Genomic DNA, 18,335 nt, shown 5'->3' with positions numbered 1-18,335 from the left:
CAAATCAGCATCTCAGGAGCACAAGGGTGAAACGGATAACCCTGTTTGCCTCCAATAACCTCCCTGGATTTCCGGACAATTCCCATGACCAACTGGATTCTTGGCCTCACCGGCGGTATTGGCAGCGGCAAAACGGCTGCTTCGGATTATCTCGCCAGCAAGGGAATTGCAGTGGTGGATTCCGATCTGGTAGCGCGTGCGGTAGTTGAGCCGTATCAGCCCGCCTGGTCTGCCATTCGAGAACACTTCGGCGACGCGGCAATTAACGCAGATTCAAGCCTGAACCGCGGCTGGTTACGCCAGCAGGTGTTTGCCAATCCGGATGAGCGCCGCTGGCTGGAGCAACTGACCCACCCGCTGATTCGGGCTCGCACGCTCGAAATGCTGGCCGCCGCTACGTCAGAATATGTGATTCTGGCCTCTCCCCTGCTGCTGGAAAGTGGTCAGCAAACGCTGGTGAATCACACACTGGTGATTGATGTGCCAGAAGACATTCAGGTGCAACGCGCCTGTCAGCGTGATGCCAATAACGAAGAGCAGATTCGGGCCATCATCAAGGCCCAGATTCCTCGCCCGGAACGGCTGGCACGAGCCAACGATGTTGCCGATAATAGCGGCCCGTTAAACCAGCTGTATGAACAACTGAATCGACTGCATCAGTCGTATCTGGACTTGGCCAAAGCGCATCACTCACACGAGTAATACCAACCTTGTGCCAGAGCTTCAGCAGCCCTGCTTTTTGTGGAAATTCAAAGATGAGTGACACGTCGTCTTCCAATGTTATGGAAGTCAAATGCCCGACCTGCGGAAAATCTGTGCAATGGTTACCCAGCAGCAGCTGGCGGCCATTCTGCAGCGAACGCTGCAAGCTGATTGATCTGGGAGAATGGGCCAGTGAGTCGCATCGAATTGCTGGCTCAACGGCTGATTTTAACGATGATGACCAGTTCTGATCATCATCGTCAGGATAGTTAACCGCCGGTTCTCCAATACTTGCCTGGCCAGCGGTTAATCCGTACGCACTGATCAGTAGTGAATAACGGTGCGGATAGACTTGCCTTCGTGCATCAGGTCAAACGCTTCGTTGATCTGATCCAGTGGCATGGTGTGGGTAATGAAGTCGTTCAGGGCGAAATCACCACGCATGTACTGTTCAACAATACCTGGCAGCTCAGAACGGCCTTTTACGCCACCAAACGCAGAACCACGCCATACACGACCGGTTACCAGCTGGAATGGACGGGTAGAGATTTCCTGGCCTGCACCGGCTACACCAATAATCACCGATTCGCCCCAGCCCTTGTGGCAGCATTCCAGTGCTGAACGCATCACGTTGACGTTACCGATACACTCGAATGAGAAGTCCACACCGCCATCGGTCAGTTCAACAATCACATCCTGAATTGGCTTGTCGAAGTTTTTCGGGTTGATACAGTCAGTCGCGCCCAGCTTTTTGGCCAGCTCGAATTTGCTCTCGTTGATATCGACACCAATGATGCGGCTAGCACCGGCCATCACTGCACCAATCACGGCGGACAGACCAATACCACCCAGACCGAAAATCGCAACGGTGTCGCCTTTTTGGACCTTGGCGGTTTTCAGAACGGCGCCCATACCAGTGGTCACACCACAACCCAGCAGGCAGATTTCTTCCAGCGGAGCTTCCTTGCTGACCTTGGCCAGTGAGATTTCTGGCAGTACGGTGTATTCAGAGAAGGTAGAGCAGCCCATGTAGTGGAAAATTGGCTGGCCATCTTTATAGAAACGGGTAGTACCGTCTGGCATCAGACCCTTGCCCTGAGTGGCACGGATTTTCTGACACAGGTTGGTTTTGCCAGATTTACAGAATTTGCACTCACCACACTCTGGGGTGTACAGCGGAATCACGTGGTCACCCACGGCAACACTGGTCACGCCTTCGCCGATGGCTTCAACAATACCACCGCCTTCGTGGCCCAGAATCGCCGGGAAGATACCTTCCGGGTCAGCACCAGAGAGGGTGAAGGCGTCGGTGTGGCAAACACCGGTTGCCACGATACGTACCAGAACTTCACCCGCTTGTGGTGGCATCACATCCACTTCTTCGATTGTCAGTGGCTGATTAGGACCCCATGCGATAGCAGCGCGGGATTTGATCATGGCTTGGCTCATTACTCACTCCTGAGAAAACGGGAAATCTGAAAACGTAACGTCGTAAACGACGATTCTAGTTATTCCTCATTCGACTATAATCCACCTTCATGTAAATTGATTTTTACAGGATTGCAACAATGGCCAATTGGGAAGGGGTGCAGGAGTTTGTAGCGGTTGCTGAAACCGGCTCGTTTACTCGTGCAGCCCAACGTTTGGGGATTTCCGTCGCCCAGATCAGTCGACAAGTCAGTGCGCTCGAATCACGCCTGAGTACCGAACTGTTACATCGCACCACCCGCAAGGTTTCGGTTACCGAAGCCGGGCGTTTGTATTATCAGCATTGTCGGCCGTTACTCGAGGGGCTTGATGAAGCCGAACGGGCGCTGACACGCCTGCAAGGACAGGCTAGCGGTCTGATTCGGCTGACCGCACCCATTACCTATGGGGAACAACAGGTCGCACCACTGCTGAACGGATTTTTGCTGCAACACCCGGCGGTACGTTTCGATCTGCAGCTCACCAACCAGAAACTCGACCTGATTGATGGAGGGTTAGACCTCGCCATTCGCCTCGGTCGACTGGAAGACTCCAGCATGATGGCGCGTCGACTCGGTAGCCGCCGCTTGTATGTCTGCGCATCCCCCTCGTATCTAAGCCAGTATGGTGAACCTCGGACCTTAGCCGAGTTACAGGATCACAACTGTTTACCCGGCACTCTCGACAGCTGGCGTTTTCGGGAGTCGGGTCAGGAACGCAGTCTGCGGGTGAACGGCAGTTTGCGGGTGAATAGTGGTTTTGCGCTGGTTGATGCGGCCATCAAGGGCATTGGCCTGGTGCAGTTACCGGACTATTACGTCAGTGATCATATGGCGCGTGGTGAGCTGGTGCCGATTCTGGAGGAATTCCAGCCCGACGACGAAGGCATCTGGGCCTTGTATCCACGCAGCCGTCACCTGTTACCGAAAATCCGTCTGTTGGTGGACTATCTGTACGATGCGCTGAATAACGGCCCGGCCAATCAGGTAACGGCTTCAGCGGCCGCCAGAATCGTCACCCGTGGTCTCGATGACTGGCGCGAACTGGGTGAAGCAGAGCCCCTCTGAAAAACTCCGCTCCGCAGAAACGAAAACGGCACCCGAGGGTGCCGTTTACAAGAAACTGCGGGGGCAATAATCAGCCCTTGGCGCGGTTCTTGAATTCGCCGGTACGGGTATCGATTTCGATCAGTTCGCCGATTTCGATGAATGCAGCAACCTGCAGTTCGTAACCGTTTTCCAGGGTGGCCATTTTCATAACCTTGCCGGAAGTGTCACCACGAGCAGCTGGCTCGGTGTAACCTACTTTACGAACGATAGTGGTTGGCAGTTCAACGCTGATGGCTTTGCCATCGTAGAAAACCGCTTCGCAAACATCTTCCATGCCATCGGTGATGAAGTTCAGGGTGTCGCCCAGGTTTTCTTTTTCAACGTCAACCTGGTTGTATTCTGCGTCCATGAACACGTACAGCGGGTCAGCGAAGTAAGAGTAAGTTACTTCACGACGTTCCAGAACTACTGGCTCCAGCTTGTCGTCAGCTTTGAACACCGGCTCCTGGGTAGCACCGGACAGGATGTTCTTCAGCTTGAATTTCATCACGGCAGCGTTACGGCCAGATTTGTTGAATTCTGCTTTCAGCACAACCCATGGTTGACCGTTGAGGTTCATTACCTGACCAGCACGGAATTCTTGAGCGATTTTCATAATAAAGTACCAAACAGAGGAATCAGTTTTTGGTTCATACAAAGAGGGCGGCACTATAGCCTATTTTCCCTCGTATTTTCACGAAATTTGACGAGATTCAGTGCGACATTCCCCAGTTGCAGGCAGTGTTGCTGCCAGTTCTGGGCATGTTCCTGCCAGCGCGACAGCTGCCCCAGCAGACCGTCCCAATCGGGAATTCGCTGACTTACTGCCGGGTCGGCATTCCAGATTCGCGTGATCAACCCGAGCCGCTCCGCGAGCTGACGTTCAACCGCCGCCACAGCCCCTGTCATAAAACCCGCCGCCGGATTCTGCAAGCCCTCGAGATACAAGGCCTGAAACGCTGCCAGTTTTTCCAGGTGAACGTTTTCATCCTGAAAATAGATATGCCAGAGGAACGGTTTGCCAATCATCTGTGCCCGCACAAACGATTCCTCACCACGCACCAGATTCAGGTCACAGAAAGCCAGCAAATCGTCATAAGCCGGTTGCGACAGGAATGGGATGCCCGAAATCGCCAGCATGCCACGATGCACCGTTGTGCCTGCATTTAATGACTCGCCCAGCCAAGCTTCCACATCACCGGCGGCACGCCCGGCCGGTAACAACAGATGCACCGGTTGATGATACTGCGATAACACATCCAGCAGCCCGGCAATCGCCGGATTCTCGTAGGCAAACAGGCTGATGTGCAAATCGTAAGCGAGCAAATCCGCTGACAAGCCCAGCGAGTTGAGGAATGCAACCCGAGCATCGTAGCCACCCAACAGCTCTGCACGCTGCAGCAAGCCCGGATCAAACAACAAACCACCGGTTCCTGCTTCAAAACCGGGGAAGAAAAAATACTTGAGCATGCCATTCACCGGCGATGGTGACAGATGAAAACCCGGTACCCAGTCTTCAGCACTGAGATACTCCAGATTGATCCACAGCGGAGCTTTTCCTACAGCACTTTTTTCCTGCATGGCCACCAGCACCGGTTCCGGCAGATGGCAGGCAAACGCTTCAATCACCACATCAACATCAGAAAAAGCGTCTGCGGCCGGCCACACAAATGGCTCTGTCCACTGACCAACCCGCACCAGCGGTGTCGATTCTGAGGCACCGGCAACACTGACCATTTGCCAGGCCTGCTGCGGATTCAAGGCCGGACACAAGGCCGCAAAACTCTGCAAATCATCAACCCACAGGGTTACCAGACGGCCATGTTCCCGGGCCAGCTGCTGGGCCAGACGCCAGCACACACCGATATCACCAAAATTGTCGATCACCCGACAGAAGATATGCCAATGGTCAGGCTCGGTTGGAAACGCAAAAGGGGAAGCAACATCAGCAGAAGCAGGAACAACTCTCATATCAGGCCCGAAGGTTCATGGCAGAAGCGACCATCATACCCCGCCAGCCCGTTGGGCTGATAATCAGAACCTGGGGACATTCAGAATAACTCTGCGCGGGCACAGCGTTATTCAAAGTCCCAGGCTATATAGATAGAAGGAGTGTGATACCAACAAGCCGATATCACACCAGACAACACTTGCAAAAGCTCCGACAAAAACACTTACAAGCGCATATCGCGAACGTCAGCACTCACCTGCTGGCAGTGGCCATCGGCAAAACACAGCTTCATTTCCGGCTTGGCTGGTAATTCAGAAGCCAGACCAAACAGCATCAGGTGCAGACCACCCGGTTGCAGCGTCACAGTTTCACCAGCAGGAATTGGCAGATCAGGAATCTGGCGCATCTGCATGGTGCCAGTTGCATGATCATGAATGTGGGTATGAATCTCGATGGCCTTGGCCCAGTCGGCACTGGCGCTCACCAGCTTTTGCTCTGCGCTGCTGCCATTATGCAGGGTCATAAACGCAGCGCTCATATCCTTGCCAGGAATCGGCATGCGAATATAGGCATCACCAACATCAACCAGAGTTTCCGCATTCAGGGTAACAGCGGATGACATCAGAATGGCTGCACCCAGCCAACGCAAAGAACGGCTCATGAATTTCTCCAGCAAACGGAATCAGGACTGCGCGCAGTCTAGCCCCGGAATAAAACCAGCAACAGGGACATTTTGACGCAGATTCGGACACTTGCCCCATCCCCGCCCCAACTCTGGACGTATGCGGGCTTTTTCGGCAAACTCGCGGCTGTTTTTTCCATCCTGAATTCCGACCAGTCCAAGCGACTGCCGCGGAGTTCAAAATTCCCGAGCGGAGTCCAAATTTTATGAGTCAGTGGGTACAGCTGCGTATTCATACCGAAGCCGATCAGGTTGAAGCCTGTGAAAATGCCCTGCTGGGTCTGGGAGCGGTTTCCGTCACCCTGCAGGACAACGCCGACCAGCCGATTCTGGAGCCTGCCCTGGGTACCACCCCTCTGTGGGATAAAACCCAGGTGATTGGCCTGTTTGATGCCGCCGTTGACAGCAATGCCCTGCTGGCTGAATTTCCTGCCCTGTTTGAACTGGAAGGTGGCACCGAACTGCCACACCTGCAGTTTGAACTGGTGGAAGACAAGGACTGGATCCGCGCCTGGATGGATGATTACCAGCCAATGCAATTTGGCCCTCGTCTGTGGGTATGCCCAAGCTGGCGCGAACCGCCACAGGCTGACGCCGTGAACCTGCTGCTGGACCCGGGTCTGGCCTTTGGTACCGGTACCCACCCGACCACCGCCTTGTGCCTGAGCTGGCTCGACGAAGTCGTCAAAGGTGGTGAACACGTGGTCGACTTCGGTTGTGGCAGTGGCATTCTGGGCATCGCAGCCCTGCTGCTGGGCGCCAAGGATATGACTGGCATTGATATCGACCCACAAGCTCTGCTGGCGACTCGCGATAACGCTGGCCGTAACCATATAGATGAAGCACGTTATGACGTGTTCCTGCCAGAAAATACCCCGGATGTTCAGGGTGATATCCTGGTGGCCAACATTCTTGCTGGTCCACTGCACGATCTGGCACCACAACTGGCAGCCCTGACCCGCAGCGGCGGCAAACTGGCCCTGTCTGGCCTGCTGCGTGAACAAGCTGAGGGGTTGATCACACGGTACAGTGAGTGGTTTGTGATCGACTCACCACGATTCCGTGAGGATTGGGTTATTATTTCCGGCACTCGTAAATAATTGACTCAGATCGAAACGGAGTCCATGAGGTTTTGTTATGGCTGAGCACGTAACCCGCTGCCCCCACTGTCAGACCAGCTTTCGCGTTCGGGATGAACACCTGAGTGTTGCTCGTGGCAATGTGCGCTGCGGCTCGTGCCTGCAGGTCTTCAACGCGACTGAACATTTTGTCGTCGAAAAACCGGTAACACCTCCACCAGCGCCGGTTCCTCCGATACTGGCTACACCTGCAGAACAACCAGCGGTCGCGGTTGTTACAGGTTTGGCATCTGCCAATACGGCCAGACCAGCAGCACCGGCTCCGAAAGCCGTCGAAGATGACTACAGCGGTGTGAATCTCGACGACCAGACCGAAGTATCAGCCGACGAGCTGTTTGACAGCATGTTTGGTTCTTTTGATGAAGACGACCCGGCAGAGCCAGATAACGTCTTTGACCTCATCGAAGCCAAGGAACAGGCCGAACAACAAACCCAGTCTGTACCAACCAGCTCGTTTGTCCTCAGCCAGAAAGAAAGTTTTCAGGACGCTTACGCAGCCATGCGTAATCCGAAACCGGCAGAATCCATCACTACAGCTCCGAAAACATCTGATGACGATGATGACAACTTACTGATTCATGACGATATGGACGATGAGCATATTGCTGACGATCCATTCGCCGACCTTGGCCTGCGCGAACCGGAGCAACGCAAACGTCCGGCACCACTGGCCAGCATTGATATTGATGAAAGCCTGCTCGACATGGTCGAACCAGAGCACCATCTGGTCACGCCCAGAAAAAAAACCGAACAGGTCGATCCAGATGAGGCCTGGGCTCGTGCCCTGCTGGATGACGAAGATGACGACGAACCACCAGAAGCGATTCGTCGTGAACTTGGCTTGGCAAGCCAGAAAGCCGCAGTAAAGACCCAGACAGCTCCCGTCCGTTCGGCCGTTGCCAGTCAGCCGTCAGCCAGCTCTGCTACGCCAGTGTCACGACCAGCCCCTGTCAGCAAGCCTGAACCGACACCGGCCAAACCGGCAGCTACTACACTTCGTGAGCCAGTGAACTTTGAGCTGACTCAGGAACAACATGACGAACCGCAAGCCCCCGAAAGTCTGTTAGGTGCGCCACTTACGGATAAAACGCCCAAACCGGCACCGGTAAAACCGCGCGAACTGGCGGGCAGCCTGCAACCGGAACCATTAAAGCTGGAACTGCCAAACCGCAGCCGTATAACAGCGGGTTGGGCCTGGGGCTCGGTAGCCTTGTTGCTGCTGGGTGCTTTTCAGGTGTTTTATTTCAATTTCCCGGAATGGTCACGTACCCAGCAATGGCGCCCGTTCTATACCCAGGCCTGTTCTTATGTTGGCTGTACCCTGCCGACCATTCAGGACATCAAAACCATGAAAGCCAGCCAACTGGTAGTGCGTTCGCATCCGAGTCTGGCCAATGCCCTGGTGGTCGACAGCCTGCTGGAAAACGAAGCGGATTTTGCCCAGCCCTTCCCGGATCTGACGCTGATTTTCAAGGATCTGAATGAACACGTGGTGGCCAGCCGTCGTTTTAGCCCGGATGAATACCTGTCAGGAGAGGTTGCAGGTACGCAAAGCATTCCGAGCCAGACCGAGGTACACGTGGCGCTGGAAATTCTCGATCCAGGTCAGAATGCCGTCAGCTACTCAATCCAGCTGGTTGCCAACCAGTAATTCTTGTTGAATGCCTGTCGGTGCCCTCCGCCTGACAGGCATTGTCCGACAACCGGAACTGGCGTTTGCCAACCCGGTCTTGCCTTGCCAGAAATTGTACAATGTCGCCGCTTCCCGGACTTTATTCGCCGGGGTCATACGAGTATGATAGCGCCACTTTTTTTCCCGCACACTTTTTAACCAGATTTCTACTTCTGATGCCCTCTATTGGCCCTTACACGCTTTCCAGCCCTGTCGTGCTGGCCCCAATGGCGGGAGTAACCGACCTTCCGTTTCGGCAACTCTGTCGTCGTATGGGAGCTGGCCTGGTGGTGGGAGAAATGGTCGCCACCAATCCGGACTTGCGTAACAGCCGCAAGTCGCTGTTGCGACTGGATCATACCGGCGAGCCTGAACCCATTGCGGTCCAGATTGTCGGCGGTGATCCACAGATGATGGCCGAAGGTGCCCGTTACAACGTGGCGCATGGAGCCCAGATCATCGACATCAACATGGGATGCCCGGCCAAAAAGGTCTGTAACAAGGCCGCCGGTTCAGCACTGATGCGGGATGAAGGACTGGTTCGCGAGATTCTCAGCGCCGTGGTGGAAGCCGTGGATGTACCGGTCACGCTGAAAATGCGTACCGGCTGGGATGAAAACAATCGCAACGCCGTTCGCATCGCCACCATGGCCGAAGCGGTGGGCATCCAGTCATTAGCGGTTCACGGTCGCACTCGCGCCTGTGGTTATCGCGATACCGTTGAGTACAGCACCATCCGCGCCGTCAAACAGTCGGTGGGAATTCCGGTGTTTGCCAACGGTGACATCACCAGCGCCCTCAAGGCCGTTGAGGTGATGGAATACACCGGAGCCGACGGCGTGCTGATTGGCCGCGGCGCCCAGGGACGCCCCTGGATCTTCCGGGAAATCAATGAGTTTCTGGCCACCGGCCAGACTCCGGCAGCACCCGCGCCGGACGAACTGCTGGCCATCCTGATGGAACATCTCGATGGCCTGTACAGTTTTTATGGTGAATACGCCGGAGTGCGTATCGCCCGTAAACATGTTGGCTGGTATCTGCATCAGGCAGGCCAGACCGATCAGTTTCGCCAGCACTTCAACAGTCTGGAAACACGTGACGAGCAAGGACACGCCGTACGTCAGTATTTTGTTGGAAATACGAACAGCAGAGTTAACGCAGCATGAACATCCAAGCATTTGCAAATAAGGTTGAATCCGTGACCGATTCCGTGGAAAAGCACAGCCAGTTTATCAGCCCGGCAGAATCTGCCCGAACCCTGCGTGACAGTGTAGAAAAAGCTCTGCAAAACTATTTTGACCAGCTGGACGGCCAGGATGTAGCCGGCATTTACGACATGGTTCTGTCAGAAGTAGAAGTTCCACTGCTGGAAACCGTTATGAAATACACCCGCGACAACCAGACCAAGGCGTCCGTTGTACTGGGTCTGAATCGTGGCACCCTGCGCAAGAAGCTGAAGCAGTACGGCATGCTGTAAGCGCCGGGTTTGTCCAGCCAATTCACGACAGCGGCCGCTGAGCCGCTTTTGTTTTTTTACAATCCGGGACCATTATGAGCAACTACCACCCAGCCCCCATTTCCCAATCTGGCGTAACTCCGGTTCGCCGCGCCCTGATCAGTGTGTCTGACAAGACCGGCATCGTTGAATTTGCCCGCGAACTGAACGCCATGGGCGTTGAGATCCTGTCTACCGGCGGCACCTACAAGCTGCTGAAAGACGAAGGCATTCCAGCGGTTGAAGTGTCTGACTACACCGGTTTCCCGGAAATGATGGACGGCCGTGTGAAGACCCTGCACCCGAAAGTGCATGGCGGTATCCTTGGCCGTCGCGGCCAGGACGATGACGTAATGGCCACTCACGGTATCAACCCGATCGATATGGTTGTGGTGAACCTGTACCCATTCGCAGCAACCGTTGCTCGCCCGGATTGTGATCTGGCTCTGGCCATCGAGAACATCGACATCGGCGGTCCAACCATGGTGCGTTCTGCGGCCAAAAACCACCAGCACGTAGCCATTGTGGTGAACACCTCTGACTATGCTGCAGTTCTGACCGAACTGAAAACCGGTGGCCTGTGCTACAAGACCCGTTTTGGTCTGATGCTGAAAGCCTTCGAGCACACCGCAGCGTACGACGGCATGATCGCCAACTACCTCGGCACCATCGACCAGTCTGCAGAAGAACTGACCGTTGAAAACCGTCTGGAATTCCCACAGACCTTCAACAGCCAGTTCATCAAGGCGCAAGATATGCGCTACGGTGAAAACCCGCACCAGAAAGCGGCGTTCTACGTAGAAGCCAAACCACAGGAAGCTTCTATTGCGACTGCTCGTCAGCTGCAAGGCAAGGAACTGTCCTACAACAACGTGGCGGATACCGATGCTGCGCTGGAGTGTGTGAAGTCTTTCGTCAAACCAGCCTGCGTGATCGTAAAACACGCCAACCCTTGTGGTGTGGCCGTGGTTCCTGAAAACGAAGGCGGCATCCGTAAAGCCTACGACCTGGCATGGGCAACTGACAGCGAATCTGCTTTCGGTGGCATCATTGCCTTCAACCGTGAACTGGACGCTGAAACCGCTCAGGCCATCGTTGATCGTCAGTTCGTGGAAGTGATCATTGCTCCGAAAGTGAGCGCCGAAGCCGCTGCCGTTGTTGCTGCCAAGCAGAACGTACGTCTGCTGGAATGTGGCGAATGGCCAGCCGTTCGTGCGGCCGGTTTCGACTACAAGCGTGTGAATGGCGGCCTGCTGGTTCAGGACCGTGACAACGGCATGATCAGCGCTGACGACCTGAAAGTGGTTACCAAACGCACCCCAACCGAAGCCGAAATTCACGACCTGATTTTCGCCTGGAAAGTCGCCAAGTTCGTGAAATCCAACGCCATTGTCTACGCCAAAGCCCGTCAGACCATCGGTGTTGGCGCAGGCCAGATGAGCCGTGTGAACTCTGCCCGTATCGCTGCGATCAAGGCTGAACACGCCGGTCTGAGCGTTGAAGGTGCTGTAATGGCATCTGACGCCTTCTTCCCGTTCCGCGATGGTATCGACAACGCTGCCAAAGTGGGCATCAAGGCCATTATCCAGCCAGGCGGCTCCATGCGTGATGCTGAAGTGATCGCAGCCGCCGACGAAGCTGGCATCGCCATGGTCTTCACCGGCATGCGTCACTTCCGTCACTAAGTTCGGGTCAGACGTCTGAAGTCAGATGTCTGAAGCTAAATTTTGCGTCGGACGTCCGCCCTCAGACATCCGACGACATGGAGATAAATCATGAATGTACTGATCATTGGCTCCGGCGGTCGTGAACACGCGCTTGCCTGGAAAGCCCTGCAGTCCCCACTGGTTGAAAAAGTATTCGTAGCACCGGGTAACGCCGGTACTGCCCGCGAGCCAGGCATCGAAAACGTTGCCATCGACGTCATGAACTTCGATGCCCTGCAAGCGTTTGCCCAGGACAACAACATCGGTCTGACCATTGTTGGCCCGGAAGCACCGCTGGTTGGTGGTATTGTTAACCAGTTCGAAGCCGCTGGCCTGAAGATTTTTGGCCCGCGCAAAGGCGCTGCTCAGCTGGAAGGCTCCAAGGCTTTCACCAAGGATTTCCTGGCGCGCCAGCAGATTCCAACCGCGGCTTACCAGAACTTCACCGAAATCGAACCAGCCCTCGCCTACCTGCGCGAAAAAGGCGCTCCGATTGTGGTGAAAGCCGACGGTCTGGCCGCTGGTAAAGGCGTAATCGTTGCCGAAACCCTGGAACAGGCTGAAGAAGCCGTCAACGACATGCTGTCTGGCAACGCCTTTGGTGATGCTGGCTGCCGTGTGGTGATCGAAGAATTCCTGACCGGTGAAGAAGCGTCCTTTATTGTAATGGTCGACGGTAAAAACGTTCTGACCATGGCAACCAGCCAGGACCACAAACGTGTTGGTGATGCCGACACAGGTCCAAACACCGGCGGTATGGGGGCTTACTCTCCTGCCCCAGTGGTCACTCCGGAAATCCATGATCGCATCATGGCAGAAGTGATTTACCCAACCGTGAACGGTATGGCTACCGAAGGTAACGATTACACCGGTTTCCTGTATGCTGGCCTGATGATCGATGCCTCTGGCGCGCCAAAAGTGATCGAATACAACTGCCGCTTCGGTGATCCGGAAACCCAGCCAATCATGATGCGTATGCAGTCTGATCTGGTGGCTCACTGCCTGGCCGCTCTGGAAGGCAAACTGGACACTGAAACTGCCCAATGGGACAGCCGTGCTTCTCTGGGTGTGGTGCTGGCCGCTGGCGGTTACCCTGCAGACTACCGCAAAGGCGACGTCATCAGCCTGCCAGCCTCCGAAGCAGAAGGCAGCAAGGTATTCCACGCCGGAACCAAACTGGATGCCGAGGGTAACGTGATCACTGCCGGTGGCCGTGTGCTGTGCGCCACTGCACTGGGTAATACCGTTGCTGAAGCCCAAGCTGCTGCCTACGTACTGGCCGACCAGGTCAGCTGGGAAGGCATGTTCTGCCGTCGCGACATCGGTTATCGTGCTGTCGCTCGCGAACAGAAATAAGTGCTTATGAAATAGAAGGAGAGACACGGATGAAAGCCTGGTCAGGACGACTGACAGCACTGGTGCTATTGATGATGCTGACCTTGCGAGTGATGGCCAGCACACCGGTCACCTTGCTGGATACCTCATTCGACCAGTCGATTGCCCAATACGTCTCTCTGATGGAGGACCCGGACGGCTCCCTGACTCCAGAGCAGGTCAGCAGCCGGGAACTCCAGTTGCGCTTTACCCCCAGCCACGCCAACGCGATCCGGCTGGGTGTCACCAATTCCGTTTACTGGTTCCGTATCAGTATCAACAATCCGCTGCCCCAACATCGGCGCAGCATGATGGTGTTGTCAAACAGCCATCTGGGGCAAACCAGCCTCTACGACATTACCAATCCTCAAACACCGTTGAGCGCCGACAGTTCACCCCACGGTGACTACCCTCACGGCAGCTACCTGCAAGCCAATCCCTGGATTATCGACCTGAATGCCCGTGAAACCCGTACCTATCTGCTGCGGGTCGAAGGCAACGGTCTGTTTAACGCCGACATCCGCCTGATGACGGTGGATCGATTCCTGATGAAAGAACAGTGCGACATTCTGGTTCTGGGTCTGGTGTGCGGCTGGTTACTGGCAACTGCCGCCTGGTTCCTGCATTTTGGAATTAATCGCAGCTCATTAATGGCTTGTTGGGCTTCGGCCTTCTGTGGCTTCTCAGTCATGTTTGTTCTGGCCTGGATGGGGATGTTCGAATTACTTTTGGGGGTAACACCAGAAGCTTCAGAGATACTGTTTGAAGTCGCTGGAGCAGCTGCCCTTGCCGCACAGACCATGGCCGCCCGCGAAATATACTGGCGGGGTTCAGAAGCATCCCATCTGCGTAAAGGTCTGTTACTCCTGGCAGCATTTGAATTGACATTTGGATTATTGCTGATGGCTATTGCTGGTGGCCCCAGTGAGTTACTGGCACTACTCGGCCTGATTGCTGGCCAATTAGTGCTTAGCCTGGTTCTGGGACTGGCGGATAGTCAGCATCCGATAGTACAACGCCGCATGCTGGCCGGTTCACTGGGCGCGATTGTTGCCATATTGCTGGTAGTGTTAACCAGCTTTAATCTGTTGGCACTCGATATAATGGCTGTCTGGAGTGTGCTTTTATTACCGTCAGGACTGGCATTGGCTTTGGTTTTGGCAACCTTCCACCTATATCGCCAAAACCCCAGTCATCCGGAAGTTCGGACTGTCGTGAATATAGCACCTGAAATGTTATCGCAGATCAGCCATGACCTCCGTTCGCCTATTACGGGCGTACTGGGGATGACAGAACTTCTGAGCGATTCTCCACTATCGCGTAACCAACGGGACTTTACTGACAGCATCACCCAGGCTGGACGCGAGATTTTGCACATCACCAATGAGATTTCTGACCTTGCCAGAACACAGGAATCACATCTGGAACTGGACATCCGCTCTCTCGATATGATGCATCTGATCAACACAACTCTGGTGCACTTCCAGCTCGAAGCGAATCGCAAACAAATTGAGCTGGTTGTCGATCACAGCGATAACTTGCCAAACCGCGTGCTGGCTGATCGCAATCGCTTGCATACTCTGTTGCACAACCTGTTCTCCAATCTTATTGCCTACACCGAGATGGGAGAAATCAGAATTAACCTTAGCCAACACCATAGTAGCGACGAACGTGACGCTGGCATCTGTATGCAAGTACAACTGCAAGGCAACATCACCAATCGTGACGACTTGCGGGCACTGCTGGAAAACCTGGCAGGTAGCCACAATCAGGTACCACACCCATCGTGGAAGCAGATTGTCATGCATCAGCTCATGCGTTCAATGGAAGCATCACTGCAGCTGGAAAATCTGACGCCTTTGGGGGGGTCATTAACTTTATATCTGCCACAGCAAAAAGCTGCCAATGACAGCGTGCACTCACCGGTGGCTGACGACAGCCTGATTGGTATGCATGTGCTGGTAGTCGACGACAACGCCTCGCTGCGTAACGTTATCGAGAAACAGGTAAAACGCTGGGGTGTACGGGTCGACAGCACTCACAGCGGCAAGGAAGCGCTGGCGATGATGCGTAACCAGTGTGCACTCGGCCAGCCGTACGACGGTGCCATTGTTGATCTCGACATGCCGGTAATGGACGGTCTGGAACTCGCCCGCCGTCTGCGTGACGACGACCAGATTCCGAACAAGCCACATGTACTGATTCTGACCGGCCTCAGCATCAGCAATATTCGCGATCGTGCCAAGGATGCCGGTATCAAACACCTGCTGGCCAAACCGGCCAGCGGTGATCGTCTGAAACGCGCCCTGCAAGAATTGCGTTATCGCCCTGAGCGGCCGTCCAGTTTCTCCTGAGATGGCCCATCGGCATTCACGGCACGATCCCGCGCCCACAGTCGTAGTGTCTGCAGCGATTCCGCCCGGGTAACTGATAACGGCCGGGTGGCGCGAATCACATCCAGCAAGCGCGCAGTTTGCAACGCCTGGCCGACGTTCTGGTCATCATCGAGACTGGAATACCAGGCCGACACCACCACCTGTTCCAGTTCGGCTCCGGAAAACCCTTCCGTCACAGCTCCCAGCGCTTCCAGATCAATCTGTTCGGCATCAAACCCGCGTTTGCGCAGGTGTAACTCCAGAATGGCCCGCCGTACTTCAATGCCCGGCAGATCAACAAAAAAGATCTCGTCCAGACGCCCTTTGCGCATAAACTCCGGCGGTAAAACCTCAATGTTGTTGGCGGTGGCCACCACAAATACACGAGACTGATGATCCGCCATCCAGGTCAGCAAAGTGCCTAACAGTCGCTGCCCCATGCCACCGTCAGCCTCGCCACCGGCCAGACCTTTTTCGACCTCATCCATCCAGATCACACAAGGCGACATCAGCTCCGCCAGCTTCAGGGCTTCCCGCAGGTTACGCTCGGTTTCACCAAAGAATTTGTTGTAGAGCGCGCCCATATCCAGCCGTAGCAGCGGCACACCCCAGCTACCCGCAACTGCACGCGCAGCCAGACTTTTGCCACTGCCCTGCACACCAAATAACATCAGACCTTTGGGACGCAAATCGGTAGCGGCACTCAGAAAGGCTTTTTCACGCTGCTGTAACCACTGCTTGAGATTCCCAAGACCCGCCACATCGGCCAGACGGGCAGTATCAAACTCGAAACTCAGAACACCATCCATATCCAGCAACTGCATCTTGGCTTTGGCAACTTCAGGTACATCGGCCTGGGTGATGGCACCGTCATCAACAATGGCACCACGGATCAGACGACGGGCATCGGCCCAGGTCAGCCCCCGCAGGTTGGCAACCAGCTGCTGCAGAATACGCGGGTCAGTTTTGACCTTGCGGCCACTGCTGCCACTGTAACGTCGGGCTTCTTCCTGAATCAGCGACATCAGCTGCTGTTCATCGGGCAACTGCAGGCTGAAACGCATGGCCAGTCGTTGTAATTCCGGCGGCAGTTTCAGCTGATGGCTGACCAGCACGAGGGTTTTGAAACGCCGCTCATGCTGCAGGGCGATATCCTTCAGCAGGCGCACAATCACCGGCTGATCCAGAAATGGGTGCAAATCGCAGAATACATACAACCCACCGTCATCACTGGACTTGATATGACGTAATGCCTGTTCAGGCTGATCACTGTTATCAAGTGCAGGATCTTCACCAAAACCGAGGCGACGCAAACCGTCGGTCAACGTCCATTGCTGCACCGCCAGCGCCCGCCGGATCGCCAGTCGGGTTAACAGGTCCAGCACCCGTGGTTCATCCCGTGATTCAATCAGAATCAGGGGAACGTGACGGTCCAGCATCAAGCCAAGGTCATGAATATCCTGCATCTTGTTATCCCTCGCGAATTACCACGTACCCTGCCAGCGGTCTTTACACTTGGCAAGGATGTGGCCATCCGCTCTGACCTTTGTCATGCAGGCTGGCACCGTTTTTCGTACAATAGTGCCCTTTCCTGTCTGGTCTCTTGTGGAGATTGATCATGAGCCATACTTCACGTCGCCAGTATTCCGTGCTGGACCGCCTGATTAACAACGCCGACCAGGCCTTGCGTACTCTGGTGCCAGGTGCCGCCCAGGCCTACCGCAGCAACCCGGCCGAACAGCGCGATCACCAGGAACTGTCCGACGAAGAACGTCGGCATGCCGCTGGTCTGATGCGTATCAACCACACCGGTGAAGTCTGTGCCCAGGCCCTGTATCAGGGTCAGGCCATGACCGCCCGCCTGCCGGAAGTCCGTGATGCCATGGACGAAGCCGCCCGTGAGGAAATTGATCACCTGGTCTGGTGTGAAGAACGCCTGAAGCAACTGGACAGCCGTCCAAGCCTGCTGAATCCGCTGTTTTATGGCCTGTCGCTGGGAATTGGTGCCGCCGCTGGCAAGATCAGTGACAAAGTCAGCCTCGGCTTTGTGGCCGCTACCGAAGATCAGGTCTGCAAACACCTGACTTCCCACCTTGGCTCCCTGCCAGTGCAGGATGACAAGAGCAAGGCCATCCTGCTGCAAATGCTGGAAGACGAAGCCAAACACGCCACCACCGCCATCAAGGCCGGTGGTTACAAGTTCCCGCTGCCAGTCAAACTGGCCATGACCGCGGTATCCAAGGTGATGACCACCGCCGCCTACAAGGTCTGATCCAACACTTCTGCCGAAACTGGACAGCTGTCAGGCGTTATACCCAACCGGTGTAACGCCCTCCCTCTTCAGAACGTTTCATTACTAGATCCAGCAGCTTGCCAATACTGTCTTATGGTTAATGGACATAACCACCAGCAGTGTCGGGGGCATCATGAAAGGACTGGATCTGTTCGCCTGGATGAGGCGTGTTTTTGGAATTGGACGTACCCGCGATATCGCCTGGCTGGAAACCCGAACCTATCAGCAACGCCTCGAATGGGTGAAGTCCGGCTGGATTATCGCCGGCCTTCTGATGCTGGCGGCGGATAACAATGCCGCCGCACTGGGCATTGCCATGTTCAGCACCTTCCTGTCGTTCGCGTTTCTGGAACGCGATGAAGAAGAGCCAACCTCACTCTAGCAACTGAAC

Annotated in this window: 17 protein-coding genes; 12 read left to right on the top strand and 5 right to left on the bottom strand. The window is 55.1% G+C overall.

From position 1 onward, the window contains the following. Window positions 1-84 precede the first annotated feature (84 nt). Window positions 85-702, top strand: a complete 618-nt coding sequence (gene coaE, locus OUO13_RS03695) for a dephospho-CoA kinase (protein ID WP_283172498.1) — start codon at window positions 85-87, stop codon at window positions 700-702. Between the two features lie 53 nt (window positions 703-755). Then, the gene (gene yacG / locus OUO13_RS03690) at window positions 756-953 is read left to right on the top strand and encodes a DNA gyrase inhibitor YacG (RefSeq protein WP_283172497.1); all 198 of its coding nucleotides are present in this window, start codon (window positions 756-758) and stop codon (window positions 951-953) included. A gap of 73 nt (window positions 954-1,026) precedes the next feature. Here yacG and OUO13_RS03685 read toward each other — a convergent pair whose 3' ends face one another. After that, window positions 1,027-2,151 carry an S-(hydroxymethyl)glutathione dehydrogenase/class III alcohol dehydrogenase gene (locus OUO13_RS03685; protein WP_428982314.1) on the bottom strand — a complete coding sequence of 375 codons (1,125 nt, stop codon included), beginning with the start codon at window positions 2,149-2,151 and terminating at the stop codon, window positions 1,027-1,029. 119 nt (window positions 2,152-2,270) lie between these two features. On the opposite strand from OUO13_RS03685, the gene OUO13_RS03680 reads away from it, so the two are divergent. Next, window positions 2,271-3,236, top strand: a complete 966-nt coding sequence (locus tag OUO13_RS03680; RefSeq protein ID WP_283172496.1) for a LysR substrate-binding domain-containing protein — start codon at window positions 2,271-2,273, stop codon at window positions 3,234-3,236. 70 nt (window positions 3,237-3,306) lie between these two features. Here OUO13_RS03680 and efp read toward each other — a convergent pair whose 3' ends face one another. From efp to OUO13_RS03665, 3 genes are all read right to left on the bottom strand, one after another. Then, window positions 3,307-3,873: an elongation factor P gene (efp, locus tag OUO13_RS03675; protein ID WP_283172495.1), complete on the bottom strand. Its 567-nt coding sequence runs from the start codon at window positions 3,871-3,873 to the stop codon at window positions 3,307-3,309. Between the two features lie 53 nt (window positions 3,874-3,926). Then, window positions 3,927-5,228: an elongation factor P maturation arginine rhamnosyltransferase EarP gene (gene earP / locus OUO13_RS03670; protein WP_283172494.1), complete on the bottom strand. Its 1,302-nt coding sequence runs from the start codon at window positions 5,226-5,228 to the stop codon at window positions 3,927-3,929. Window positions 5,229-5,431: 203 nt separating this feature from the next. Next, complete coding sequence (locus tag OUO13_RS03665) at window positions 5,432-5,869, bottom strand: copper chaperone PCu(A)C (RefSeq protein WP_283172493.1); 438 nt, start codon at window positions 5,867-5,869, stop codon at window positions 5,432-5,434. A 227-nt stretch (window positions 5,870-6,096) separates the two neighbouring features. On the opposite strand from OUO13_RS03665, the gene prmA reads away from it, so the two are divergent. The 7 genes from prmA (at window position 6,097) to OUO13_RS03630 (ending at window position 15,630) form a co-directional block, all read left to right on the top strand. Continuing rightward, window positions 6,097-6,990 (top strand): 50S ribosomal protein L11 methyltransferase, encoded by an 894-nt coding sequence (gene prmA / locus OUO13_RS03660; protein WP_283172492.1) that lies wholly within the window; start codon window positions 6,097-6,099, stop codon window positions 6,988-6,990. 37 nt (window positions 6,991-7,027) lie between these two features. Beyond that, entirely contained in the window at window positions 7,028-8,680 is a 1,653-nt protein-coding gene (locus OUO13_RS03655; protein WP_283172491.1) for a DUF3426 domain-containing protein, read from the top strand. Window positions 8,681-8,877: 197 nt separating this feature from the next. Continuing rightward, window positions 8,878-9,867, top strand: coding sequence for a tRNA dihydrouridine synthase DusB (gene dusB / locus OUO13_RS03650; protein WP_283172490.1), 990 nt, complete (start codon window positions 8,878-8,880; stop codon window positions 9,865-9,867). Window positions 9,868-9,899: 32 nt separating this feature from the next. Further along, on the top strand, window positions 9,900-10,178 hold the full coding sequence (fis, locus tag OUO13_RS03645; RefSeq protein WP_283172489.1) for a DNA-binding transcriptional regulator Fis: 279 nt from the start codon (window positions 9,900-9,902) through the stop codon (window positions 10,176-10,178). Between the two features lie 74 nt (window positions 10,179-10,252). Then, entirely contained in the window at window positions 10,253-11,881 is a 1,629-nt protein-coding gene (gene purH, locus OUO13_RS03640) for a bifunctional phosphoribosylaminoimidazolecarboxamide formyltransferase/IMP cyclohydrolase (RefSeq protein ID WP_283172488.1), read from the top strand. 90 nt (window positions 11,882-11,971) lie between these two features. Next, window positions 11,972-13,258: a phosphoribosylamine--glycine ligase gene (purD, locus tag OUO13_RS03635; RefSeq protein ID WP_283172487.1), complete on the top strand. Its 1,287-nt coding sequence runs from the start codon at window positions 11,972-11,974 to the stop codon at window positions 13,256-13,258. Window positions 13,259-13,287: 29 nt separating this feature from the next. Then, window positions 13,288-15,630: a 7TM-DISM domain-containing protein gene (locus tag OUO13_RS03630; RefSeq protein WP_283172486.1), complete on the top strand. Its 2,343-nt coding sequence runs from the start codon at window positions 13,288-13,290 to the stop codon at window positions 15,628-15,630. On the opposite strand, the gene OUO13_RS03625 is transcribed toward OUO13_RS03630, so the two are convergent. Beyond that, window positions 15,597-17,117, bottom strand: a complete 1,521-nt coding sequence (locus OUO13_RS03625; RefSeq protein ID WP_283172485.1) for an AAA family ATPase — start codon at window positions 17,115-17,117, stop codon at window positions 15,597-15,599. The two genes, OUO13_RS03630 and OUO13_RS03625, sit on opposite strands and share 34 nt — an antisense overlap. A gap of 152 nt (window positions 17,118-17,269) precedes the next feature. Between OUO13_RS03625 and coq7 the strand changes: the two genes are divergently transcribed. Continuing rightward, a complete protein-coding gene (coq7, locus tag OUO13_RS03620; protein ID WP_283172484.1) occupies window positions 17,270-17,923 on the top strand; it encodes a 2-polyprenyl-3-methyl-6-methoxy-1,4-benzoquinone monooxygenase in 654 nt (217 codons plus the stop codon). Between the two features lie 154 nt (window positions 17,924-18,077). Further along, window positions 18,078-18,326 carry a hypothetical protein gene (locus tag OUO13_RS03615; RefSeq protein ID WP_283172483.1) on the top strand — a complete coding sequence of 83 codons (249 nt, stop codon included), beginning with the start codon at window positions 18,078-18,080 and terminating at the stop codon, window positions 18,324-18,326. Window positions 18,327-18,335: the final 9 nt, after the last annotated feature.

The sequence above is a fragment of the Parathalassolituus penaei genome (assembly GCF_026626885.1).
In the GTDB taxonomy this organism is placed as follows: domain Bacteria; phylum Pseudomonadota; class Gammaproteobacteria; order Pseudomonadales; family Oceanobacteraceae; genus Oceanobacter; species Oceanobacter penaei.
Note: the sequence above shows the minus strand (reverse complement) of the source record. Positions and strands in the feature narration are given on the sequence as shown.